At 69.3% G+C, this 24,532-nt stretch carries 19 protein-coding genes and 1 riboswitch; of the genes, 11 read left to right on the top strand and 8 right to left on the bottom strand.

All coding sequences use genetic code 11. The features are described from left to right. Positions 1-144: 144 nt before the first annotated feature. Together AK36_RS23375 and AK36_RS23370 are read right to left on the bottom strand one after the other, a co-directional pair. The gene (locus AK36_RS23375; protein WP_045579300.1) at positions 145-1,338 is read right to left on the bottom strand and encodes an ammonium transporter; all 1,194 of its coding nucleotides are present in this window, start codon (positions 1,336-1,338) and stop codon (positions 145-147) included. A gap of 253 nt (positions 1,339-1,591) precedes the next feature. After that, the gene (locus AK36_RS23370; RefSeq protein ID WP_011884061.1) at positions 1,592-1,927 is read right to left on the bottom strand and encodes a hypothetical protein; all 336 of its coding nucleotides are present in this window, start codon (positions 1,925-1,927) and stop codon (positions 1,592-1,594) included. 191 nt (positions 1,928-2,118) lie between these two features. Here AK36_RS23370 and AK36_RS23365 point away from each other — a divergent pair, with 191 nt between their 5' ends. The 5 genes from AK36_RS23365 (at position 2,119) to AK36_RS34015 (ending at position 4,939) form a co-directional block, all read left to right on the top strand. Beyond that, positions 2,119-2,547 carry a BCAL1086 family glycoprotein gene (locus tag AK36_RS23365; protein ID WP_011884063.1) on the top strand — a complete coding sequence of 143 codons (429 nt, stop codon included), beginning with the start codon at positions 2,119-2,121 and terminating at the stop codon, positions 2,545-2,547. Between the two features lie 92 nt (positions 2,548-2,639). After that, complete coding sequence (locus AK36_RS23360) at positions 2,640-3,080, top strand: Rrf2 family transcriptional regulator (RefSeq protein WP_011884064.1); 441 nt, start codon at positions 2,640-2,642, stop codon at positions 3,078-3,080. A gap of 131 nt (positions 3,081-3,211) precedes the next feature. Next, entirely contained in the window at positions 3,212-3,853 is a 642-nt protein-coding gene (locus AK36_RS23355; protein WP_014722766.1) for an NAD(P)-dependent oxidoreductase, read from the top strand. Between the two features lie 263 nt (positions 3,854-4,116). Next, positions 4,117-4,587: an Lrp/AsnC family transcriptional regulator gene (locus AK36_RS23350; RefSeq protein WP_011884069.1), complete on the top strand. Its 471-nt coding sequence runs from the start codon at positions 4,117-4,119 to the stop codon at positions 4,585-4,587. Positions 4,588-4,777: 190 nt separating this feature from the next. Beyond that, positions 4,778-4,939 (top strand): hypothetical protein, encoded by a 162-nt coding sequence (locus tag AK36_RS34015; protein ID WP_011884072.1) that lies wholly within the window; start codon positions 4,778-4,780, stop codon positions 4,937-4,939. A 312-nt stretch (positions 4,940-5,251) separates the two neighbouring features. Here the strand turns inward: AK36_RS34015 and AK36_RS23345 are convergent, their stop codons facing one another. Further along, a complete protein-coding gene (locus AK36_RS23345) occupies positions 5,252-7,543 on the bottom strand; it encodes an FUSC family protein (protein WP_045579299.1) in 2,292 nt (763 codons plus the stop codon). Between the two features lie 181 nt (positions 7,544-7,724). On the opposite strand from AK36_RS23345, the gene recC reads away from it, so the two are divergent. The 4 genes from recC to arfB are packed head-to-tail and all read left to right on the top strand — an operon-like array spanning position 7,725 to position 17,513. Beyond that, positions 7,725-11,063, top strand: coding sequence for an exodeoxyribonuclease V subunit gamma (recC, locus tag AK36_RS23340; RefSeq protein WP_045579298.1), 3,339 nt, complete (start codon positions 7,725-7,727; stop codon positions 11,061-11,063). Then, on the top strand, positions 11,060-14,764 hold the full coding sequence (recB, locus tag AK36_RS23335; RefSeq protein WP_045579297.1) for an exodeoxyribonuclease V subunit beta: 3,705 nt from the start codon (positions 11,060-11,062) through the stop codon (positions 14,762-14,764). The genes recC and recB overlap by 4 nt, the downstream gene beginning before the upstream one ends. Continuing rightward, positions 14,761-17,112 (top strand): AAA family ATPase, encoded by a 2,352-nt coding sequence (locus AK36_RS23330; RefSeq protein WP_045579296.1) that lies wholly within the window; start codon positions 14,761-14,763, stop codon positions 17,110-17,112. The genes recB and AK36_RS23330 overlap by 4 nt, the downstream gene beginning before the upstream one ends. Next, positions 17,109-17,513 (top strand): alternative ribosome rescue aminoacyl-tRNA hydrolase ArfB, encoded by a 405-nt coding sequence (gene arfB / locus AK36_RS23325; protein WP_011884080.1) that lies wholly within the window; start codon positions 17,109-17,111, stop codon positions 17,511-17,513. Before AK36_RS23330 ends, arfB begins: the two co-directional genes overlap by 4 nt. Before the next feature lie 24 nt (positions 17,514-17,537). Here the strand turns inward: arfB and AK36_RS23320 are convergent, their stop codons facing one another. From AK36_RS23320 to thiC, 5 genes are all read right to left on the bottom strand, one after another. Continuing rightward, positions 17,538-18,830, bottom strand: coding sequence for a sensor domain-containing phosphodiesterase (locus AK36_RS23320; RefSeq protein ID WP_045579295.1), 1,293 nt, complete (start codon positions 18,828-18,830; stop codon positions 17,538-17,540). Between the two features lie 217 nt (positions 18,831-19,047). Continuing rightward, positions 19,048-19,974 carry a DMT family transporter gene (locus tag AK36_RS23315; RefSeq protein ID WP_034193215.1) on the bottom strand — a complete coding sequence of 309 codons (927 nt, stop codon included), beginning with the start codon at positions 19,972-19,974 and terminating at the stop codon, positions 19,048-19,050. A 129-nt stretch (positions 19,975-20,103) separates the two neighbouring features. After that, positions 20,104-20,352: a hypothetical protein gene (locus AK36_RS23310; RefSeq protein WP_045579294.1), complete on the bottom strand. Its 249-nt coding sequence runs from the start codon at positions 20,350-20,352 to the stop codon at positions 20,104-20,106. 211 nt (positions 20,353-20,563) lie between these two features. Continuing rightward, complete coding sequence (locus AK36_RS23305; RefSeq protein ID WP_034193216.1) at positions 20,564-20,779, bottom strand: glycine zipper 2TM domain-containing protein; 216 nt, start codon at positions 20,777-20,779, stop codon at positions 20,564-20,566. Between the two features lie 267 nt (positions 20,780-21,046). Then, positions 21,047-22,978: a phosphomethylpyrimidine synthase ThiC gene (gene thiC, locus AK36_RS23300; protein WP_011884090.1), complete on the bottom strand. Its 1,932-nt coding sequence runs from the start codon at positions 22,976-22,978 to the stop codon at positions 21,047-21,049. Positions 22,979-23,102: 124 nt separating this feature from the next. Next, positions 23,103-23,219: riboswitch (TPP riboswitch) on the bottom strand. A gap of 264 nt (positions 23,220-23,483) precedes the next feature. Between thiC and AK36_RS23295 the strand changes: the two genes are divergently transcribed. Beyond that, the gene (locus AK36_RS23295; protein ID WP_045579293.1) at positions 23,484-23,732 is read left to right on the top strand and encodes a pentapeptide MXKDX repeat protein; all 249 of its coding nucleotides are present in this window, start codon (positions 23,484-23,486) and stop codon (positions 23,730-23,732) included. Between the two features lie 144 nt (positions 23,733-23,876). Then, a complete protein-coding gene (locus tag AK36_RS23290; RefSeq protein WP_045579497.1) occupies positions 23,877-24,509 on the top strand; it encodes a cytochrome b/b6 domain-containing protein in 633 nt (210 codons plus the stop codon). Positions 24,510-24,532 lie beyond the last annotated feature (23 nt).

Here is a 24,532-nt window from a genome sequence, read left to right as displayed (position 1 = left end):
AAGGTGAAAACTGGACGGAAGTGTAGGGATGCTAGATGAAAGTTTTTTGAATTGAAAACGTAATGATGAGGCGGGCCGGCGTGAGGCGGGCGGCCCGACGCCCGCCTCACGCGCTGACGACGCTCAGTCGCGCTCGGGCGTCGCTCAGTCGCGCTCCGGCGTCGCCGAGATGCGGTGGATCGACAGATCCGCGCCGTCGAACTCGGCTTCGCGATCGAGCCGCAGGCCGACGGTCGCCTTCAGCGCGCCGTACACCAGCGTGCCGCCCGCGGTGGCGATCGCGATGCCGCCCAGCGTGCCGATCAGCTGCGACATGAACGACACGCCGCCGAGGCCGCCGAGCGCGGGCATCCCGAACACGCCGGCCGCGAGGCCGCCGAGCGCGCCGCACATGCCGTGCAGCGGCCACACGCCGAGCACGTCGTCGATGCGCCACTTGTTCTGCACGCAGGTGAACATCGCGACGAACAGCGCGCCGGCCGCGGCGCCGGTGATGAGCGCCCCGATCGGGTGCATCACGTCGGAGCCCGCGCACACCGCGACGAGGCCGGCGAGCGGGCCGTTGTAGGTGAAGCCCGGGTCGTTGCGGCCGGCCATCCACGCGGCGAGCGTGCCGCCGACCATCGCCATCAGCGAGTTCACGGCGACGAGGCCGCTGATCTTGTCGAGCGTCTGCGCGCTCATCACGTTGAAGCCGAACCAGCCGACCGCCAGCACCCACGCGCCGAGCGCGAGGAACGGAATGTTCGACGGCGGATGCGCGGCGATGCGGCCGTCCTTCGCATAGCGGCCGTGGCGTGCGCCGAGCAGCAGCACGGCCGGCAGCGCGACCCAGCCGCCGAAGGCATGGACGACGACCGAGCCCGCGAAATCGTGGAACGGCGCGCCGAAGGCGTGCGTGAGCCACGCCTGCACGCCGAAGCGCTCGTGCCATGCGATCCCTTCGAAGAACGGATAGATGAAGCCGACGATGATCATCGTGGCGACGAGCTGCGGATTGAATTTCGCGCGTTCCGCGATGCCGCCGGACACGATTGCCGGGATGGCCGCGGCGAACGTCAGCAGGAAGAAGAAGCGCACCAGCGCGTAGCCGTTGTGCTGCGACAGCGAGCCGATGTCGTCGAAGAATTCGACGCCGTACGCGATCGTGTAGCCGATGAAGAAGTACGCGAGCGTCGACACCGAGAAGTCGACCAGGATCTTCACCAGCGCGTTGACCTGGTTCTTCTTGCGGACCGTGCCGAGTTCGAGGAAAGCGAAGCCCGCGTGCATCGCGAGCACCATGACGGCGCCGATCAACAGGAACAGTGTGTCGACGCCGGATTTCAGACCATCCATGCCGTTACATCCTTGCGCAAAAAATGGGCAAGGAATGCAAATTTCGAGCCAAGTTGGTGAGTGAGTGCGTGTAGTTGGTGCGAAGTGCCGTGCGGCGCGGCTTTCCGGTGAGGGTTGCACGAAAACGGGGCGAGCTGCCGACGGCGTCATTTCGGCAGAAAACGCACGCGTGCGGTGCGGAGTGTGCGCAACTGGTGCGCGTGCTGGCGCGTGTGGCGCGTGGTGGTGCGGTGCGATGCGCCGGTCTGGTGCGTCAGTGGCGCGTGAACATGTGGCGCGGGCGGCGCAGCCGCAGCGCGCGGGCGGTCCAATAGGTGGCGACGGCGGCGAGCCCGAGCGCGGCGATTGCCAGCGAGGCGAAGCCGGTGACCGATTGTCCGTGGCCGTCGGGGCCGAGAATGCCCTGCACGACGATCAGCGCCGCCGTCCAGAAGCCGATCACTGCCTGGGCGAGCAGGCGCGCGGATGCGACGCGGCGCGGGCGGCCGTCGTCGCGAAAGCGCCGCGCGGCTGGCGCGCGAAGACACACGAACAGGCTGGTGGCGAGTGCCGCGGCCAGCGCGATGAACCAGTCGATGAGAAAAGCCATAAGGAGCGGGAGGCGAACGAAACGGTTGTAGGCCTGCCGACTTTAGTGGCGTTGCGCAGGCGCTTGAATCAGACGAATTCGAAATTGCACGGCATGTTCGATCGCGACGCTTCATGGCTGCGGTGACACAGGCGGTATCATCGACACCGGTCCAACCAACCAGGCCGTACGTGCATGGCCGGAGATTGCTGATGAAGATGAAGACTTGGCCGGCGCGACGCGCGCCCGGCGCGATGCTGGCGGCTGCGGCCGCCGCTACGGTGCTGTTGCTCGCGGGCTGCGAGAAGTCCGGCGCACCGGCGAACCAACCCGATACGGCCGCGAGCGCGGCCGCCGATGCCGCGAACCATGCGGCCCAGGCGCTCGACCAGGTAGCGAGCACCGTGAGCCAGCAGCTCAATGCCGCGAAGGCCGGCATCGCGTCGGCTGCGTCTGCGGTGCCGCCGCTTTCCGCGAGCGGGCTGGCATCGGCCGCGCAGGCGCAGTTCGATGCGGCCGCGTCGGCGGTCGTCGCGCATGCGGCGTCCGAAGCCGGCGCGAAGATGGCCGAGGCGGGCAAGAAGCTCCAGCAGTGGAGCCAGCAGAACGCGGCCGGCGCAAAGCCTGCCAGCGGCCAGTGACGGTGCGCTTGCGCAAGTCGTCAAATGTAATTATAGTGGTTACACATTGTCGCCGGTCGCGGTTCGGGCCGGCGTCGTTGAGCGAGTGACGAATGAATACCAGCAGCCGGTTCGCGTTTGCCGTGCACGTGCTTGCCTTGCTGTCGATGCAGGACGGCGTGCCGTTGTCGTCCGAGATCATCGCGGGCAGCGTGAACACGAACCCGGCGCTGATCCGGCGGCTGCTGTCGATGCTGGCGGCGGCCGGGCTGACCACGTCGCAGCTCGGCGCGGGCGGCGGGGCGCTGCTCGCGCGCGAGCCGGGCGACATCTCGCTGCTCGACGTGTATCGCGCGGTCGACGATGCGCAATTGTTCGCGCTCCATCGCGAGGCGCCGAATCCGGCGTGCATGGTCGGGCGGCACATCCAGGGCGTGCTGATCGACTATATCGGCGATGCGCAGCGCGCGATGGAAGCATCGCTCGCCACGCGCACGCTCGCCGACGTCACGGCGGACGTGCTCGCATCGGAGCAACGCAGCGGCGCGGGGTAGGGCGCCGGCTGGTGAAGGCGCTGGGGCGGCGCCTGGTGGACCGCGCGGTGGTTCGCGCAACGGAGTTCGCTCCGTTTTTTTTCGGCCTTATATGTAATCGCTATAGTTACTTTTATTTCTGGAGAATCGACATGACGCACCATCCATTGAACATCGCGCTGTTCGGCGCCACCGGGATGATCGGCTCGCGCATCGCCGCTGAAGCGGCCCGCCGCGGCCATCGCGTGACCGCGTTGTCGCGCCGACCGGGCGCGGCCGGCGACGGCATCGTCGCGCAGGCGGCCGACCTGTTCGAGCCGGCCAGCATTGCGGCCGTGCTGCCGGGTCACGACGTGGTCGCGAGCGCATACGGCCCGCAGCAGGACGATGCCGCGAAGGTCGTCGCGGCCGCGCGGGCGCTCGTGGCGGGCGCACGGCAGGCCGGGCTGAAGCGGCTCGTCGTGGTCGGCGGCGCGGGTTCGCTCGAAGTCGCGCCCGGCCGGCAACTGGTCGACACCGACGGCTTCCCGCAGGCGTACAAGGCGGTCGCGCTGGCGCATCGCGAAGCGCTCGACTATCTGAAAACGGTCGGCGATCTCGACTGGACGTTCTTCGCGCCCGCCGCACTGATCGCGCCCGGCGAGCGCACCGGCACGTTCCGCACCGGCGCGGGCACGCTGATCGCCGACGCGCACGGCGACAGCCGGATCTCGGCGGAGGATTACGCCGTCGCGTTCGTCGATGCGCTCGAGCAGCACAGCTTCGTGCGCGAGATCGCGACCGTCGCGTATTGACCGCTGCCGCGCCGCCGCGCCGTCCATGCGCGGCGGCCGCCGTTGTCGTGACTTCAGGCGATTTCACCCGAACGGGTGAAGTCGCCTGTTTCGTTTGACGGGCGGCGTAACTCGGCGCCGCCCGCGCCCGAACCGGGGGTGAGGCGGTGTTGGATGCGCGCGGATTGGTATTTATCCCGGTCGACGGCAGCGAGTGCTTTCCATATTGTTCCCCGTTATGCTGGATGCATAGAAAAAATTTCTATCTACGAGGGACCAGATAAATGGATGCCATCGATCGCAAGCTGCTGGAGCTGTTGCAGGCGGACGCCACATTGCCGATCGCCGAACTCGCGCAGCGCGTGAACCTGTCGCAGACGCCGTGCTGGAAGCGCGTGCAGCGACTGAAGGAAACCGGCGCGATCCGTGCGCAGGTCGCGCTGTGCGACCCGCGCAAGCTCGGCGTCGGCACCACCGTGTTCGTCGCGATCCGCACGAACCAGCACACCGAGGAGTGGGCCCAGCGCTTTACGCAAGTCGTGCGCGACATGCCGGAAGTCGTCGAGGTCTATCGGATGAGCGGCGAAACCGACTATCTGCTGCGTGTCGTGGTGGCGGGCATCGACGATTACGACCGCGTGTACAAGCAGCTGATCCGCATGGTGCCGCTGTTCGACGTGAGCTCGTCGTTCGCCATGGAGCAGATCAAGTATTCGACCGCGTTGCCGGTGCGCGACGTGTCCGAACCGGCGTAACGCGGTGCGCGCGCACATCGGTCGGCGCTGTGCGGCGTGTTGCCTGCCCGTCAGCGGCGCGCGCCCGCGCACGGAAACGATGTTCGACGGAAAACCAGGGGCGCAGTGCGACGGCGCAACCCGGCGCGTCGTAACGGGCGCAAGCGCGTAGAATGCCCGCTTCGACGAATTCGACGGAGCCGCACCGGCCATGAACGATCAGCGCAAGAAGAACCCAGTCCGCAACGTGAGCATCCTGATCGTCGTGGCCGTACTCCTGGTGATCGGGACGATCATGTACAACGCGATCTCGCAGAAGCACGCGTACGACGAAGCCCACCCGGCCGAGGCCGCGAGCGCCGCGTCGCACTGACGTCGGCGCGGGCGCGCAGCCGCAGGCGCGTGCTCTACGGGGCGGGAGCGATGTGCGCCTAAGAGGCGTGAGGCGTGACGACGCGCTCTGTTGCGTCGGGACCGACGCGGCCGCCGAAGCCTGCGCTCGCCTCCGAAGGCTGCCGTCGCTGCCCACGCCGGTCCACCGGCCGATCGACATCAGCACGGCATCGGCAACACGTGGAACAGCAGAATGCGCTCACGCACCGTGTTGATCGCGCGCGGAATCACGCGTCACGAGGCACGCGCGGCCGGGAAGATCGGCCGGTCGAACCATTGCGCACCCGCTTAGTCACGCCGGCAGCCGGATGACGCTCGCGTCCTTGCGGATCAGCAGCGATGACGCCAGCATCTGCTTGCACTGGTGCGCGAGAACCTTCAGGTCGTGCGTGAGGTCGGCGCCCACGGCGTCCGATTTTTCCGCCGACACGACCATTTCGTCGAGCGCGCGCGTGATCTGTCTGGTCGTATCGAGATGGTCGGCCGGCGGCGGCTCGCCGGCTTCCGCCTTTTCGAGGTTGTCGAGCACGGCGGACAGGCCGCGATGCAGCGCGTCGTCGTGAACGCGCTGCCCGTCGGCTGAGCATGCGCTGCGAATCAGCGGCGCGGCGGCGGTGATCTGCGCGCCGAGCACGTGGGCCTGTACCAGCAGGTCGTTGAGTTCGGCGACGAAGCGCTGGTGCGCCTTCGGCTCGATCATCATCCGCTGGAACGCCTGCCCGAGGTTCGCGAATGCGATGTGCACGTCCTTGCGCGCGAGGCGGTAGCGATAGTCGTCGTCGAGCGCGGTGGACGGCGCTTCGATCGCCGCGGCAACGACCGGCACGGCAGCCGCGCCGTCCGCGACCGGCACGGCAGGCGCCGAGGCGCCGCGCCCGGCGCGCCACGCCGCCTCGAAATACTTGCGGGTCGAGCTCAGCATGTCGGTCACGAGCTTGCCCATCAGCCGGTATTCCCAGTACGGGAAGAGCCGGCTCGCGGCGATCGCAATCATGCAGCCGACCACGGTGTCGATCGCGCGCTCGCCGATGATGCGCATGCTGCCCGGCGCGAGCAGGTGGAACATCAGCAGCACGTACGACGAAGTGAACACGACGCTCGCCGCATAGTTGAACAGCAGCAGGCTGTAGCTCATCACCATCGATCCGAACATGATCGCGATGAGCACGTGCGGCTCCTTCACCGAATAGATCAGCGCGATGCTCGCCGCGCAGCCGATCAGCGTTCCGACGATACGTTGCGCGTTGCGCTGCTTGGTCAGCGAGTAGCCCGGCTTCAGGATGATGATGGTCGTCATCACGATCCAGTAGGCATTCGTGAGCGGCAGCAGCCGGCCGAGCCAAAAGCCGACCGCGACCGCGATCGTCACGCGCAGCGCGTGGCGAAAGCTCGGCGAGCGCATGTTCAGGTTCGAGAAGATCAGCAGCGGCGACATCCGGCGCCGCTGCAGGAAACGCACGAGCGCCTTGTCGATCTTCAGTTCGGTCTGCTGCGGATCGGCGTGGCCAGACAGGTTGCGGCGCATCCGGTCGATCAGCCGCGTCGCGCTCCAGATCCGCCGGAACGTCGCGAGCACGGCCGCGTACGCCTCGGCATTGGCCGCCGCGAAGTTCTTCTTGCGCATCAGCTCGATCTCGTACTCGATCGCGCGCAGTTCGGCCTTCACGCTGATGCGCGAATGCGGCGCGCGGTTCTCGAGCACCGCGAGGCCGATTTCCTCGAGATCGGCCGCCGCCTTGCCGATCAGGTCGCGATAGAAAATGATCAGGTCTGAGCCGCCGAACGTGTTGCGCACGAGCGGATAGTCGGTATGCGCGCCGACGAACAGCTCGTGCAGGTCGACGCTGTTGATGAACAGGTTGTACATCGTCGTGCGGCCGGGATCGAGCTTGCCGCGGCGCAGCTTCGGCAGGTTGCGCAGCACGATGTCGCGGGCGGTTTCCTGCGTTTCGACCGCCGTGATCTGCTTGGCGACGAGATTGCGGTAGCACTCGTCGAGATCCGCGTCGAGGTCGTAGAACTGCGCGCGCGCCTGCAGGTAGTCCGCGCACGCGAACAGGCTCTCCGCGAGCGCCTGCTGCTCGATCCGGCGCGCCTGCCATTGCGACACGATGGTCGCCCAGTACGTGTACCAGAGGCCGCCCGCGAGAATCCAGCCGGCATTGACGAACGCCTGCAGCGGCGTGAAGTTCTCCTCCAGCGTCATCACCATCATGAACAGCGTCGCGAAGCTGATTTGCGGCCAGCGGTTGCCGTACACGACGATCAGCGACAGCACGAACGTGAGCGGGACGATCGTCAGCCACAGCGCGAAGATGTGCGGCGTGGCGAGGCCCGTCGCGAGCGCGGCCAGAAAGCCGATCACGCTGCACGCAAGCATTTCGTTGTGCTTGTACTTCAGCGGGCCCGGCATGTCGACGACGCACGCGCCGAGCGCACCGGTCGAGATCGTGAAGCCGAGCTCCCGGTTGTGAAACACGATCAGGCACAGCACCGCGGGCAGCGACACGCCGAACGCGATTCTCAGCCCACCGAAGAAGTACTGGCTGTAGAGAAACTTTCTGATTTCGACCGAATAGCGCATCGATGAACGTAGTGGCAGACGAAGACGCCCGGGACAGCGTATTGACTGGCGACGAGTCTATCGTATTTCGCGGCCCGCAAAACCTAGCCGTTCGGCCGAACTTCGCCGCGCCTCCCCTTTTGCTATCCTTGTCGCTCCTGTTCGCCCGGCATGGCCGGCGCGACGCTCCGACACCCGCTTCATGCTCCATCTTTTCTACTCGAACCGTCACGAAACGCTGGCCGATGCGCTGCTCGAGGATCTGGCCGCGTTCCCGGCCCGCAACGGCCCGTGGGCGTCGCAACAAGTGATCGTGCCGAGCGCGGCGTTGCGCCGCCGTCTCGAGCTCGACATCGCCGCGCGCCACGGCGTCTGCGCGAACGTCGAGTTCACGTATCTCGCGCAATGGCTGTGGGCGCAGATCGGTCGCGTGTTGCCGGTGCCCGTGCGCTCGCCGTTCGCGCCCGATCGGCTCGTGTGGCGTTGCTACCGGCTGTTTGCGCAGGCTGCGGACGGTGCGCCGTGGTTCGCGTCGCCGCGGCTCGCGGCGTACCTGAGCGCGTCGGACGACGCGATGCGCTATGAGCTGGCGCAGCGTGTCGCGACCGTGCTCGACCACTACCTGACCTATCGGCCGGAATGGCTGGCGGCGTGGCAGGCCGGCGAATCGGTGCTCGCGGGCGATGCCGCACCGCGCGGCATCAGCGACGCGGCGCGCGACGACGAGCGCTGGCAGGCGGCGCTGTGGCGCGCGCTGCTCGCCGAGTTGAGCGACAGCGGCACGCCGCCGGCGCATCGCTTTCTCGTGGAGGCGCGCAATCTCGATGCCGAGACGGTCGAACGCGCCGAGTGGCCGGAATCGGTCTGCGTGTTCGCGCTGCCCACGATGCCGCCGCTGCACGTCGCGCTGCTGCGCGAGCTGTCGCGCTGGATCGACGTGCGCATTTACGCGCTCAATCCTTGTCGAGAATTCTGGTTCGACATCGTCACGGCCGCGCATGCGGAGGCGCTCGATGCGGCCGGGCGGCTCGACTATCAGGAGGTCGGCCATCCGCTGCTTGCGGAGTGGGGCCGTCAGACGCAGGCGCAGCTGCACATGCTGCACGAGCTGACCGAAAGCGCCGCGTCGGGCGATGCGTCGCGCTTCGTCGAGAACGCGGCGCCCAGCTGGCTCGCGCGCGTGCAGAACGCGATTCTCGGGCTGCAGCCCGAGGCCGAGCTCGGCGACGCGCCGGCCGAGCGCGGGATCGAGGTGCACGTGTGCCACAGCCTCGCGCGCCAGCTCGAGGTGTTGCACGATCGCCTGCTGGCATGGTTCGACGCCGACGCGACACTGCAGCCGTCCGACGTGCTGGTGGCGGTTGCCGATCTCGCGGCGGCCGGGCCGCTGATCGACGCCGTGTTCGGCACGGCGGGCGCCGGGGCGGCACGCGTGCCGTACCGGATCACCGGGCTGCCGCCGTCGCAGGCGAACCCGGTCGCGCGCGTGCTGCTCGAATGGCTCGCGTTGCCGGACCGGCAGGTCGGCGCGCCCGAGCTGGTCGAATGGTTGCGCGTCGACGCAGTCGCAGCCCGTTACGGCATCGACGCGGCCGCGCTGGAGACGGTGCAGACCTGGCTCGCGGCCGCGGGCGCGCGACGCGGGCTGTCGCCGGCGGTCAGCGACGATGCGGCGGTGCCCGCACCGCGCCATACGTTCGCCGATGCGCTCGCGCGCCTGTTCCTCGGCTATGCGATGCCCGAAGGCGCCGCGCCGATCGGCGCATGGCTGCCGATCGAGGCGGCCACGGGCAGCGAGGCCGAGCTGCTCGGCCGGCTGGCCCGCTTCACCGACGATCTCGACGGGTTCGCGCAGCGGCTTGCCGGTGCGCTCACGCCGCGCGCATGGAGCGAGCTGTTCGCCGATACGCTCGCGCGCTTCTTCGATTCGGGCGCCGCGTATGCCGATGCGCTTGCCGGCGTGCGCGACGCGCTCGACGCGATGCTGGCCGCGATGACCGAAGGTGCGCCGGACGAGGCGCTGCCCGCTGCGGTCGTACGGGCCGGGCTGGCCGCCGCGCTCGACGATCCGGCGCGTGGCGGGGTGCCGTGGGGCGGCGTGACGTTCTCGTCGCTGACGAGCTTGCGCGGGCTGCCGTACCGCGTGATATGTCTGCTCGGGATGGACGACGGCGTGCTGCCGAGCCTCGCGCGCGCCGACGAGTTCGACCTGATGGCCGTGCTGCCGAAGCTCGGCGACCGGCAGCGCCGCGACGACGAGCGCAATCTGTTCCTCGACCTGCTGCTCGCCGCGCGCGACCGGCTGCTGATCGCGTACACCGGCCGCAGCATCCGCGACAACGCGCCGTTGCCGCCCGCGGCGCTCGTCGACGAACTGCTCGATCACCTCGCGCTCGTCACGGCCGGCGCGGACGCCGCGCCGGATGCGGTCGACGCTGCGCGCCGTGCGTTCGTCGTCGAACATCCGCTGCAGCCGTTCGCGGCCGAGTATTTCCGGCCCGGCAGCGAACTCGCATCTTACGACGCCGAGCGCGCGACGCTGGCGTCGCTGCTCGCGGCCGAAGCCGCACGCGATGCGTCGCGGGAGCAGCCGTTCTTCGCGCAGCCGCTGGCGGCCGAGCCGGTCGAGCCGGTCGCATTCGGCGAATTCGAACGGTTCTGGCGTCATCCGGCTCGCGCGTTGTTGCGCGCGCGGCTCGGCATCGTGTTGTCCGACGCGCAGGCGGAATTGCTCGACACCGAGCCGTTCGCGCTCGACTTCGCCGGCAGCGACGCGCTCGCCGAGCGCCTGCTGCCGCTGCTGATCGAATCCGACGAGCGCGACGTGCACGATCACGCGCTGCGCATCGCCGACGCGAGCCCCGAACTGCCGGGCGGCGCGACGGGCGCCGTGTGGCGCGACCAAGCGCTCGGCTCGATGACGCAGCTCGCGTCGAACGTGCGTCGTGCGCTCGCCGAAGGCGTCGCGCGGCGGCCGTTCACGCTCACGATCGCGCCTGCATGGCCCGAAACCGCCGATGAACTGTTCGGCGTGCACGACGCGATGCTGTCGGCCGATGCGGTGAGCGCGCCGCTCGAGTTGCACGGCACGCTGAACCGGCTCACGCCGGCCGGTCAGGTGATCTATCGCTACGCACGCCCGAGCGCGCGGGATTACTTGTCGGCGTGGCTGGCGCACCTCGTCTACTGCGCGGTGGAGCCCGACGGGCCGCGCCGCTCGCTGTGGTTCGGCAGCGGCGGGGCATTCGAGCTCACGCCGGTCGCGGCGCCGCTCGAGCGGCTCGCGCCGCTCGCCGCGCTGTTTCGCGCGGGCCGGCGCATGCCGCTGCGGTTCTTTCCGCGCAGCGCATGGGCGTGCGTGTCCGACGGCGACGCGAAGGCCGCGAGCGTGTGGATCAACGAACGTGTGGCGAGCGAGGCGGACGATCCGGCCATCGCGATCGCGTGGCGCGGTGCGCACCCGTCTCTCGACGAGCCGTTCGGCACGCTCGCGCGGCTCGTATTCGAGCCGATGCTCGAACATCTGAAGGAGCTCGAATGAACGCCGCATCCAGATCGCCGGCGGCGCTCGAACTCGACGTGTTCGCATGCCCGCTCGACGGCGTCAACCAGATCGAGGCGTCGGCCGGTACCGGCAAGACGTGGAACATCTGCGCGCTCTACGTGCGGCTGCTGCTCGAAAAGGATCTCGGCGCGGACGAAATCCTCGTGGTGACGTTCACGAAGGCCGCGACCGCCGAACTGCACGAGCGCATTCGCGGCCGGCTGGCGCAACTCGCGCATGCGCTCGATACGGGCGACGACGGCGGCGACCCGTTCGTCGCACGACTGCTGGAGACGACGCTCGGCGAAGGCGGCGCGCTCGATCCCGACACGGCGGCGAAGCGGATCCGGCGCGCGCTTCGCGCGTTCGATCAGGCGGCTATCCACACGATCCACGCGTTCTGCCAGCGCGCGCTGCAGGAGGCGCCGTTCGCCGCCGCGATGCCGTTTGCGTTCGACATGCAGGCCGACGATGCGGCGCTGCGCTTCGAACTGGCCGCCGACTTCTGGCGCACGCGCGTCGAACCGATGGCCGCCCGCTGGCCGCGCTTCGCGACGTGGCTCGTCGATTCGGGCGCGGGCCCGGCCGCGCTCGATGCGCAGCTGGCGCGTCGGCTGAAGAAGCCGCTGGCCGCGCTGCGCTGGGACGGCGTCGCCGAGCCCGACGAGTCGGCGGAGGCCGCGGCCGCCGCCTGCTTCGAGCAGGCCGCACAAATGTGGGCCGACGAGCGCGATGCGATCGATGCGCTGCTGCGCGCCGCGCAGCCGGCGCTCAACCAGCGCTCGCACAAGCCCGAGGCGATCGCCGATGCGTTCGGCGCGTGGTCTGCGCACTTCGCGCAGCGCAATGCCGCGGCCGCGCTGCCGAAGGCCGCGCTCAGGCTCACGCGCACGGCGCTCGTGAAGGCGACCAAAAAAGGCGGCGCGACGCCCGAACACGCGTTCTTCGACGTGGCCGATGCGCTCGAAGCAGCGGTCGCGGCAGCCGACGCCGCGCAGCGCGCCCGCTGGCTCGCGCTGGTCGCCGACTGGCTCGACAGCGCACCGGCCGAGTTGGCGGAACGCAAGCGCACGCGCCGGGTCGTGTCGTTCGACGATCTGCTCGCGAACCTGTATCAGGCGCTGCAGGCGCACCCGTGGCTCGGCGAGACGCTGCGTGCGCGCTATCCGGCCGCGCTGATCGACGAATTCCAGGATACCGACCCGCTGCAGTTCGCGATCTTCGACCGGATCTTCGCGCCGCGCGGTCCGCTGTTTCTCGTCGGCGATCCGAAGCAGGCGATCTACAGCTTCCGCGCGGCCGATCTGCACACTTATCTCGCCGCGCGCGCACGCGCGAGCGCGTGCTACACGCTCGCGGTCAACCAGCGTTCGACGCCGGCGATCGTCGACGCGTGCAACCGCTTCTTCATGTCGAATCCGCACGCGTTCGTGCTCGACGGGCTCGACTATTACGCGGTGCGTGCCGGCACGCGCGTGCGGGCGCCGTTCATCGACGAGACAGATCCGGGTCCGGCCGGCGATTTCCGGATCTGGGCGTTGCCGGGCGGCGACGGCACACTGCACAAGCGCGAGGCGCAGGCACAGGCCGCGCAGGCGTGCGCGGCCGAGATTGCGCGGCTGATGCGCGGCGCGCGCGACGGGCACGCGCGGCTCGGCGATACGCCGCTGTCGCCGGGCGACATCGCGGTGCTGGTGCAGACGCACCGACAGGGCAGCCTCGTGAAGCGCGTGCTCGCCACCTGGGGCATCGGCAGCGTCGAGCTTGCGCAGGCATCGGTATTCTCGACGGGTGACGCGGAGCAGCTCGAGCGCGTGCTCGCGGCGATCGACGCGCCGGGCGACCTGCGGCGCTTGCGTGCCGCGCTCGCCGCCGACTGGTTCGGCCTCGATGCCGATGCGCTGTGGCGCATGGAGCAGGGCGATGGCGACGCATCGCGCGATGCGGCGGACGGCGCGGATGCGATGAGCTGGGTCGAGCGCTTCTCGCGTTACCGGCTGCTGTGGCGCGAGCGCGGCTTCGCGGTGATGTGGCGCACGTTCACGCGCGAGCTGCGGATCGCCGAGCGGCTGATGGCCGGCGCGGACGGCGAGCGCCGCGTGACCGACATCAACCATCTTGCCGAGCTGACGCAGGCGCGCGCGTCCGCGCAGCCGGGCATCGCTCCGACGCTGCGCTGGCTCGCCGCGCAACGGCTCGACGGCGGCGGCGAGGAGGCGCAGCTGCGTCTCGAATCCGACCGCAACCTCGTGCAGATCGTCACCGTCCACAAATCGAAGGGCCTCGAATACGCGGTCGTGTTCTGTCCGTTCCTGAACGACGGCGGGCTGCGCGAGCCGCCGACGTCGGCGCTGCCCGACGCTCGCGAATATCACGACGACGCAGGCGATGCGGTGCTGCATTACGGATGCGACGACGAAGCCGCCGCGCACGCGGCGCGCCAGGTTTTGCGCGAGCAGGCGGCGGAGCGCGCGCGGCTCGTCTACGTGGCGCTCACGCGCGCCGTCTATCGCTGCTATCTGGTCGCCGGGCCGTATCTGTCGTCGCGCTCGACGCGCGAGGCGCGCCGCAGCGTGCTCAACTGGCTGGTGGCCGGCGCGGGCCGCTCGTTCGACGCGTGGCTCGACGAGCCGCCCGACGAGGCGGAACTTGGCGCAGCATGGCAGGCGCTCGCGGGCGGGCCGCTCAGCGTGGCGCCGTTGCCGGTGCCCGCGCGCCGCGAACGCGTGGCGGCCGGCCATGACGACTCGCAAGCGCTGGCGGCGCGCCGCGCGACGCGCATGTTGCGCGACGCGTGGCGCATCGCGAGTTTCAGTTCGCTGACCGCGTCGATGGCGCGCGAGGAAGCGGGCGTCGCGAGCGTGCCGGACGACGAGTTGCGGCCCGATCACGATGCACTTGCCGCGGTGAGCGCGGACCTCGCGCTCGTCGGCGCCGACACGGTCGTGTCGGCGCCGCCAGACGACGACATCCTGACGTTTCCGCGCGGCGCTGCGGCGGGCGAGTGCCTGCACCGCTTGTTCGAACTGAGTCGCTTCACCCAGCCCGATTCGTGGCTCCAGGCCGCGCTCGGCGCGTTGCACGACCGGCCGGTCGAGGCCGAGCCCGACCTCGCGGTGCGGCTGCCGGCGATGATGGTGCGGCTCGTCGACGACGTCGTGCACACGGAACTCGTGCCGGGCATGCGGCTCGCGGATCTCGATCCGGCCAGGCGGCTCGACGAGATGGGCTTCCTGTTTCCGGCGCCGTCGCTCGAGCTTGGCGCCTTGCGCCGGCTGCTGGTCGCGCACGGCTATCCGGACGTCGCGCTGGAGGCCGGGGCGCTCGCGGGCTTCATCAAGGGTTTCATCGACATGATCGTCGAACACGACGGACGCTTCTGGATCGTCGACTGGAAGTCGAACCATCTCGGCAATACGCCGGACGCGTACGGCCCGCGCGCGCTCGACGCTGCGATGGCCGATCACGCGTATCACCTGCAGGCGCTGCTCTATACCGTCGCGCTGCATCGTTACCTGCGCGCGCGCTTGCCCGACTACGACTACGACACGCATATGGCGGGCTATCTGTATCTGTTCGTGCGCGGCGTGCGGCCCGGCTGGCGCAGCGACGGCATGCCGGCCGGCGTCCATGCGGGGCGGCCGAGCCGCGAACTCGTCGACGCGCTCGACCGGATGATGGAAGGGGGCCGCGCATGAACGCGTCCGACGACACGCTCGAATTCACCGGCGGCCTGGTTGCGCGCCTGCCCGAGCCGGCGGACTTCGGCATTGCGCTGGCCGAGGGTTTCGCGCGCCGTATCGGCGAGTTGTCGCGTCGTGCGGGCGCGCCGGCCGCGGTTGCGCGTTGGGCCGCGCGTGCCGCGTTCGCGGCGAGCCGCGCGACGGCGGGCGGCCATGTGTGCGTCGCGCTCGGCGCGCTCGCGCATCGCTACGACGAGCCCGTCGACGACGTGCGCGCGGCGCTGGCGGCGAGCGGGCTGGTTGCCTATGGCACGCTCGAGCGCGGCGACGAGCGGCCGCTGATCGTCGACCGGCACGACCGGCTGTATCTGTCGCGCTATTTCGATTACGAGCGGCGTCTCGCCGAGGCGCTGGTGGCCCAGGCCGACGCGGCCGCACCGGACGACGCGCTGTCTTCCGAGCGCCTGCGTGCGAGCCTCGCGCGTTACTTCGGGCCGGCGACCGGCGAAGTGGACTGGCAGCGCGTCGCGGCGATCGTCGCGCTCACCGGACGCGTGACGATCGTCAGCGGCGGGCCGGGCACCGGCAAGACGACGACCGTGGTCGGCGTGCTCGCTTGTCTGCTCGATGCGCAGCCGGGGCTTCGCATCGCGCTGGCCGCGCCCACCGGCAAGGCCGCGCAGCGGATGCAGGAAGCGCTGCACGCGCGCTCGGGCGATCTCCCGCCGGAGCTGGCGGCGCGCCTGCCCGAGACGTCGTATACGCTGCATCGCCTGCTGGGCGGCGGCGGGGCGACGGGCTTCCGGCATCATCGCGACAATCCGTTGCCGTACGACCTGATCGTGGTCGACGAGGCGTCGATGATCGACGTCGCGCTCGCCGCGCATCTGCTCGACGCGCTTGCACCGGGCGCGCGGCTCGTGCTGCTCGGCGACAAGGACCAGCTCGCGGCCGTCGAGGCCGGCGCCGTATTCGCGGAGCTCAGCGCGCGGCCGACCTTCAGTGCCGCTGCGCGCACGCGCATCGCGGCGGCGCTCGGCATCGACGAAGCCGCGTTTGCTGCGGCATTGCCGGTGCCGGACGGCGATGCGGCGAATGCGGTTGCCGCTGTGGCTTCGGCTTCGGCGTCGGCAACGGCTTCGACTTCAGCTCCCGCTCCAGACCGAACCGTTCCGCATGCTGCCGCGAGTACCGCACGCAAGCCGTCGACGCGGCGCAGTGCCGATCCGCGACAGGCGTCGTTGTTCGACGACGCGCCACAGGCCGAAGCGGATGTGCCTGATCCGGCCGTCCCGTCTGCGGCGTTCGCACCACTTGGCGCGCCAGCCGCTGCCGAACGCCCGATCGCCGACCCCGCATGGATCGAGGCCGACGAGCTCGCGTGGCTCGACGCGGTGGAGCTTGCGCCATTCGAACCGGGTGACGCTGAAACGGCGGCGCTCGCATCGGCCGCCGCATCGCTCGCATCGGCCGCCGCATCGCTCGCGGCCGGTGCCGACGCCGTGCCGCCCGCGCTCGCCCCCGCGCCGCTGGCCGACTGCGTCGTGTGGCTCGAACGCAACTACCGCTTCGGCCTCGATTCGCCGATCGGACGGCTGTCGCTCGCGATCCGTCGCGGCGACGTGCAGGCCGCGCTCGATGCGTTGCCCGCCGACGACGCGGCCGCCGCGTCGTTCCATGACGACGCCGGCGACACGCTCGCGCCGTCCACCGTCGAGCGGCTTGCACGCCGATTCGGCGCGTACCTCGCTGCGTTGCGCACCGCGTTGTCCGAGACGGTGCCCGATCCGCTGCCGCTGTTCGATGCGCTCAACTGTTTCCGGATCCTGTGCGCGACGCGCACGGGCTCGCGTGGCGCCGAGCACGTCAACGCGCTGGTGGCCGCGCATGTGCGGCAGGCGGCGCGCGTGCCGCTCGCGGTCGGCGCACACTGGTTCACCGGGCGGCCGATCATGGTGACGCGCAACGATTACGCGCTCGGGCTGTTCAACGGCGACATCGGCATCGCGTTGCCCGACGCGCAGGGCGTGCTGCGCGTATGGTTCCGGCGCGCGGACGGCACCGCGCGCGCGGTGTCGCCGGCCGCGTTGCCGCCGCACGAAACGGCATTCGCGCTGACGGTCCACAAGTCGCAGGGGTCGGAATTCGACGAGGCCGCACTGGTGCTGCCGGCGTCGTTCGGCCGCGTGCTGACGCGCGAGCTCGTCTATACGGCCGTCACGCGCGCACGGACGCGCGTGCAGGTGATCGGCCCGCGGCGCGTGCTGGCGCAGGCGGTTGCGACGCGCACGCAGCGCGACTCGGGGCTGGCGGCCCGCGTCGACGAGGCGCTCGCGCGCCGCCGCACGGAGACGTCACGATGATGATCCGCTACACGCTCGATCCGGCCGACGTCGAATGGACGGCCGTGCGCGCGCAGGGCGCAGGCGGCCAGAACGTGAACAAGGTGTCGAGCGCGATACACCTGCGTTTCGATATCCGCGCGTCGTCGCTGCCGCCGGTGCTCAAGGAGCGGCTGCTCGCGCTGTCCGACCAGCGCATCACGCGCGACGGCATCGTCGTGATCAAGTCGCAGGAGTACCGCACGCAGGAGAAAAACCGCGAGGCGGCGCTCGCGCGGCTCGACGCGCTGATCGGCAGCGTCGCGTTCACGCCGCGCGCGCGGGTCGCGACGCGGCCGACGCGCGCATCGAAGGAGCGGCGCCTCGAGCACAAGTCGCGCCGCAGCGTCGTGAAGTCGGGAAGAGGGAAGGTGATCGACTGACGAAATGCAGCGCCACAGCTCCCCCTACCGCATCACCGTGCCCGCGCGGTCGAGTACGAAATCGACGCAGAACACCACGAGACGGCCTTCCGCGCGAATCGCGACGGCTGCCGTATAGCAGTCGCGGCCTTCGGTCAGCGAGAAGTGCGGGCCCATCAGCGCAACGCGGCCCGGCGCGGCGATCGCGCGCTGGAAGTACGGGCGCCGCGACCAGTTGCTGTGCGTTTCCGGGAACAGCGGCGACAGCCGCGTGCCGACAGCCTGACCGGCGTCGACGCGCGCGCCGATCGACGGCAGAAACTGTTCGCCGATCTCGTCCGTGACGAACACGCGCCGCGCCGCCGGCACCGTGAACACGCGCTGCGCGGCTTCCTCCAGGCTGCCGCTCGCCGCAAACGTCGCCGCCCCGGTGAGCACCAGCCGCTCGATCGCATCGAAGCCGGGCTGCCCGTCGCTGGCGGGCCGATGCCGCTGCGCGATGAAACGCCGCCATGCGGCGTCGAGCAGCGCGGGCGCCGCCGCGCTCGCTTGCGCGATCGACGCATCCGGCTGGCCGAACCAGAAGCCCTGCACGAAATCGATGTCGGCTTCCATCAGCGTCTGCAGCGCGTCGTCGCTTTCGACGCCTTCGGCGAGCACCATCGCGCCGGCCTGATGCAGCATCGACACCAGGTGATACATGATCCGCCGATCGTCGGCCGACGAATTCGCGCGCTCGACCAGCGAGCGGTCGAGCTTCACGATATCGGGCCGCGCGCGCCACACGCGGTCGAAATTCGAGAACCCGGTGCCGAAATCGTCGATCGCGATCAGGAAGTCACGGTGGTGAATCATGTCGATCGTGCGGGCGAGCGCCGCTTCGTCGCGCGCCCGCTTCTCGACGACTTCGAGCACGATGCGGTTCGGTGGCAATCCGAAATGCCGGCACAGCGCGTCGACGAAACCGCGCTGCACGAGGCCCGAATCGAGCACGCGCGGCGTCACGTTCAGAAACAGCCAGCCGTCGCCGATGCGTTGCGCGACGAAGTTGGCCGTATGCAGGCAGCGCGCGAGCCGGTCGAGCAGCAGCACGTCGGCCGCCGCGCGCGTGCGGTCGAAGAGCGCCGCCGGCGACCTCAGCGCGCCATTTTCGTCGACGACGCGCAGCAGCGCTTCGTAGCCGACCACGCGCTTGTGCGTGATCGACAGCACCGGCTGGAACACGCTGCGCAGCGTCGTGTCGCGGTAGGTTGCCACCCAGCCGCCGGGCGTCGGCGTCAGGCGTTCGAGCAGGGAGTCGAGCGAGAGTTCGCGGGGGAGGTCGCGGGCAGGCTTCATGGCGAAGACGCCCTGCGGCGATCGGCGAGACGGTCTCGTGCGCGCCGCGCCGAAACCGTCGCACGCGCGGGTGGACGCAAAAGAACGCGGTGCATCGTAACCGCCTTGTGCGGATGAGTGCTGCGAGTGTAACGGCAAGCGCGCGCCGTGCGTATCAGGGAAACTCCAGACGCAAACGCTACACCGGCGCGCGGCGCAGGCGTCAGCCGCACGCCGCTCAGGCCGCCTCGCCGCCGCGCGGGCCGAAGCCCGGAATCCGTCTGATCACGCCGGTCGCGAGCGCGGTGCCGACGAGCACGATCGCGCAGCCCTCGATCATCACGATCGACACGCGTTCGCCGAGGAACAGCGCACCCCACAGCAGGCCGAAGACGGGGATCACGAACGTCACCGTGATCGCACGGGCCGGACCGATGTGCGCGATCAGGTAAAAGAAGATGAAATACGCGACGCCGGTGCAGGCGATGCCGAGCGCGAGCACCGCGCCCCACGCATGGACGCCGATCGCCGCGGCAGGCCACGTCGCGATCGCGAACGGCACCAGCAGCACCGTCGAGCCGATCATGCTGCCGGTCGCGTTGACGAGCGGATCGACGCCGCTGAGCTTGCGCTTCGTGTAGTTGGCCGCGATGCCGTACAGCAGCGTCGCGCCGAGCGCGGCTGCCGCGGCCAGCACGGTGGCGGTGGCGCCGGTCGCGCCGCGCGCGCTGGCGACCTGATCCCACACGAGCGTCAGCACGCCGGCAAAACCGATCACGAGGCCGAGCGCGCGCGGCAACGACAGTTTGTCCTTCAGCCACAGGTAGGCGACGAGCGCGCCCCACAGCGGCGTCGTCGCATTGATCACCGACGTCACGCCGGCCGACAGCGTCAGTTCCGCAAACGCGAACAGGCAGAACGGCGCGCCCGAGTTCAGCACGCCGACGACGAACAACGGCCACGCATGCCGGCGCAACCGCGCGCCGAGATCGGCGGGCTTGAAGCGCGTGAGCGCGAGTCCCGTGAGGAACAGCGCTCCGATGCCCACGCGCAACGCCATCAGCGGCGCGACGCCGAATTCGGCGACGCCGATCCGGATGAAGAGGAACGACGCACCCCACAGGGCAGCGAGGACGGTCAGCAGAAGGGCGTTCTTGGGCGACATCGGGCGGCCGGCGAGAGGAGGAATGCGGTGGATGTTACACCGCAGGATCGCGCGTTCGTTTCACGATCGGATGAAACGACAAGAAACGGGACCTCGGCGCGCGCGCCCGCCCGGCCGCGCCGCGGTGCATCAATGGTGGCGCCAGCCGCCGCGGCCGCCGAAGCCGAAGTTCAGCGACACGGCCGGCCCCCAGTAACCGCCCCACGCCGGCCCGTAGACGGGCGCCGGATAGTAGTACGCGGGGTTGGGCGCGACATACACGGGCGCCGGCTGCACCGGCGTGGCCGCGTAATAACCGGACGAATAGTAGCCGTAAGGGTAGTAGCAACCGGCGAGGGCTGCGCATGCGAGCGCCGTGGCGACGAGGGTCCTGGTCATGATGTTTCTCCGGCGGGAGCCGATGCTTCAGCTTAGCCCGCACGGCGACGCATCGGCGAGCGAAAGGGTAACGGCGCGTTTCCGGGGGCATCGCCGCGCAATGTGCCAATGCGTGCCCGCCAATGCGAAACGGCGTTTCCGCACCGCGGAAACGCCGTTTTGCCCAAGCCGCCGCGCGCGGCGGCGACCTGGAATGAGCCTGAGCGTACGCTTACTTGCCGACCTGGTTGCCGATCAGGCCGCCAGCTGCCGCGCCGCCGAGCGTCGACAGCGCGTTGCCGCCGATCGCCGCGCCGGCCACACCGCCGACGCCTGCGCCAATCGCCGTATCGCGCTGACGGCGCGTCATCGAATCGCAGGCCGACAGGCTCGCTACCGTCGCGACGAGGAGCGCGCATACCCCAAAACGCCGAATCGAGTTACGCATGATCGTTGTCCTTGTGGTAGTGGAGGGAGGTCGCACGACCGTATCGAGGCTGTGCATATGGCCAATCTACCCGCCGTCCCGTCATGCTGCTGTAAGGACTTGTTAAGGCTCGGGCGCTTTCGTAATGAATTGTTTCTCGCCCGCGGGCAGGCATGCGCGATGCGACGAACGCGCAAAACAAAGCCCGCTCGAAAGCGGGCTCGTGCAGGCGTCGGCAGACGTGTGCGGGGCCGCGGCCCGTGCGAGCCGCGGCCTCCGCATGTCCGCTTACTGGCGGTGATAGATCTCCGCGCCGGTCTTCACGAACTCGACTGCCTTGACTTCCATGCCCTTCTGCAGCGCTTCGGTTTCCGACACGCCCTGTTGGGCGGCGAACTCGCGCACGTCCTGCGTGATCTTCATCGAGCAGAAGTGCGGCCCGCACATCGAGCAGAAATGCGCGACCTTCGCCGAATCCTTCGGCAGCGTTTCGTCGTGGAATTCGCGCGCCTTGTCCGGATCGAGGCCGATGTTGAACTGGTCTTCCCAGCGGAACTCGAAGCGCGCCTTCGACAGCGCGTTGTCGCGCACCTGCGCGCCCGGGTGACCCTTGGCGAGGTCGGCGGCGTGCGCGGCGAGCTTGTACGTGATGATCCCTTCCTTCACGTCGTCCTTGTTCGGCAGCCCGAGGTGCTCCTTCGGCGTCACGTAGCACAGCATCGCGGTGCCGAACCAGCCGATCATCGCGGCGCCGATGCCCGACGTGATGTGGTCGTAGCCCGGCGCGATGTCGGTGGTCAGCGGCCCGAGCGTGTAGAACGGCGCTTCCTTGCACCAGTCGAGCTGCAGGTCCATGTTCTCCTTGATCAGCTGCATCGGCACGTGGCCGGGGCCTTCGATCATCACCTGCACGTCGTGCTTCCACGCGATCTGCGTGAGCTCGCCGAGCGTCTTCAGCTCGCCGAGCTGCGCTTCGTCGTTCGCGTCGTAGATCGAGCCGGGGCGCAGGCCGTCGCCGAGCGAGAAGCTCACGTCGTACGCCTTCATGATCTCGCAGATCTCTTCGAAGTGTTCGTACAGGAAGCTTTCCTTGTGGTGCGCGAGGCACCACTTCGCCATGATCGAGCCGCCGCGCGATACGATGCCCGTCATCCGGTTCGCGGTGAGCGGCACGTACTGCAGCCGCACGCCCGCATGGATCGTGAAGTAGTCGACGCCTTGCTCGGCCTGCTCGATCAGCGTGTCGCGGAAGATTTCCCACGTGAGGTCCTCGGCCTTGCCGTTGACCTTCTCCAGCGCCTGGTAGATCGGCACCGTGCCGATCGGCACCGGGCTGTTGCGGATGATCCACTCGCGCGTTTCATGGATGTGCTTGCCGGTCGACAGGTCCATCACCGTGTCGCCGCCCCAGCGGATCGCCCACGTCATCTTGTCGACTTCCTCGCCGATCGACGACGTGACGGCCGAGTTGCCGATGTTCGCGTTGATCTTCACGAGGAAGTTGCGGCCGATGATCATCGGCTCCGATTCCGGGTGGTTGATGTTCGCCGGAATGATCGCGCGGCCGCGTGCGACTTCGTCGCGCACGAACTCGGGCGTGATCTCGGCGAGCGCGTTCGCGCCGAAGGCCGCGGCGCCGAACGCCTGGCCCGGGTGCTGACGGCCCATCATCGCGGCGAGCTTCGCGCCGTTCGGGCCGCTCGCCTTCAGATTCTCGAGATACTCGGCGCGGCGCTGGTTCTCGCGGATCGCGATGTATTCCATTTCCGGCGTGATGATGCCCTGACGCGCGTAGTGCATCTGCGTGACGTTCTTGCCCGCCTGCGCGCGGCGCGGATTGCGGTGCAGGCCGGGGAAGCGCAGGTCGGCGGTGGCCGGGTCGGCCGCGCGCTCGCGGCCGTAGCCGCTCGACAGGCCGTCGAGCACTTCGGTGTCGCCGCGCGCTTCGATCCAGCGCTGGCGCAGCGCGGGCAGGCCCGCGCGGATGTCGATCTTCGCGTCGGGGTCGGTGTACGGGCCCGACGTGTCGTACACGTAGATCGGCGGATTCTTTTCGCCGCCGAAGCCGGTCGGGGTGTCGGCCTGAGTGATTTCACGCATCGGCACGCGGATGTCGGGCTGCGAACCGGTTACGTAAACCTTGCGCGAATTCGGCAGCGGGGCGACGGCAGCGGCGTCGACGTGGGCGTCGGCGGACAGAAACTTCGGATTGGCGTTCATGCAATCTCCTGTGTGAGCGCCGGGCAGGCGCTTCTGCGCAGGCCCGGAGCCCTTGACGAATGTGGGGCTCGAGCTAAGCAGGAGACGACGCTTGGTGAGGCGGCGGATTTCGTCAGGAGGATGGCGGCGAAATCCGTACGCTTCCCTGCGCTGGCATTATCCAGATCAGGTTCAAAGGGTATTTCTCACCCGCAATGCCGGTTGTTTGACCGGGCGCATTGCAGGACCCCCGCGTTAGCAGCGCACAAGATACACCGGCTTCGCAGCGGTTTCAACCGGCAGCCGGGCGCCGCCGCGGTGCGCCGCAGCATGGCCGCCGCCGCGAGCGCCCGCGCGGCCGGCAGCACGCCGCGCCGCCGCAGCGCGTTCGCGCGTCGCGGGCGGGTGCGAAGCGGTGCAACATCGCGCGCGTTTGCGCGGCCCAAAAAAATTTCGCGGCGGCTGTCATTTCCGGCGATGTCGTTCGTCTATTCGGCTCCTCGAACCCATGTTGTGGAGAAATCTGATGAAAAACGTACTGATCGCCGCCTGTGTCGCCGCTTTCGCCGCGCTTGCAACGAGCGCTTACGCGCAGAACGACGCGATGTCGCAGGGCGCGTCGTCGATGTCGAAGGACGCGATGGGCCACGATGCGATAAAGAAGGACGGCATGAAGAAGGACGCGATGAAAAAGCACGACGCCATGAAGCCGGATGCGATGTCGCACGATGCGATGGGCAAGGCGTCGGGCGACAAGATGGCGCCGTCGAACTGACGCAACCGTACGGGCGCGTGGCCGCCGCGTGCGCAGCACGCCGGCCGGTTGCGCGTCGCGCTGCGCTGCGCGTGTCGTGGCGTGGCGCATCGTGCCGCGTCGTGCCCGTCCGCATCGACGCGGACGCTATCCGGAGTGTTCATCATGCCAACCCTTCCCGCCATCGGCCACGCGGCGGCCCCGCGCCCCGCGCGCCCGATTCATCCGCTGTGGGTGCGCGTGAGCCACTGGCTCAATGCGCTCGCGGCGATCCTGATGGTGCTGTCCGGCTGGCGCATCTACGATGCGTCGCCGATCTATCCGCCGTTCGTGTTCGCGCACGGCATCACGCTGGGCGGCTGGCTCGGCGGCGCGCTGCAATGGCATTTCGCGGCGATGTGGCTGCTCGTCGGCAACGGGCTGTTCTACCTGACGATGTCGATCTCGACCGGACGCGTCGCGCGCAAGATGCTGCCCGTCACGCCGCGCGCGGTGTGGCGCGACCTGGGCGCCGCGTTGCGCGGCCGGCTCGCGCACGACGACCCGAGCGTCTACAACGCGGTGCAGCGTGCGGCCTACCTGTTCGCGATCGCCGATCTGACCTTGCTCGTGCTGTCCGGGCTGACGATCTGGAAGTCGGTGCAGTTTCCGCTGCTGCGCGCATCGTTCGGCGGCTACGACAACGCGCGCATCGTGCATTTCTGGGCGATGACGCTGCTCGTCGCGTTCGTCGTCGTGCACGTCGCGATGGCGTTGCGCGTGCCGCGCTCGCTGCTCGCGATGCTGCGCGGACGCTGATTCGTCTGCTCACGATCGAGGAA

Origin of the sequence: Burkholderia vietnamiensis LMG 10929, from assembly GCF_000959445.1 — a bacterium.
In the GTDB taxonomy this organism is placed as follows: domain Bacteria; phylum Pseudomonadota; class Gammaproteobacteria; order Burkholderiales; family Burkholderiaceae; genus Burkholderia; species Burkholderia vietnamiensis.
This window is presented reverse-complemented; position numbering and strand designations above follow the sequence as displayed.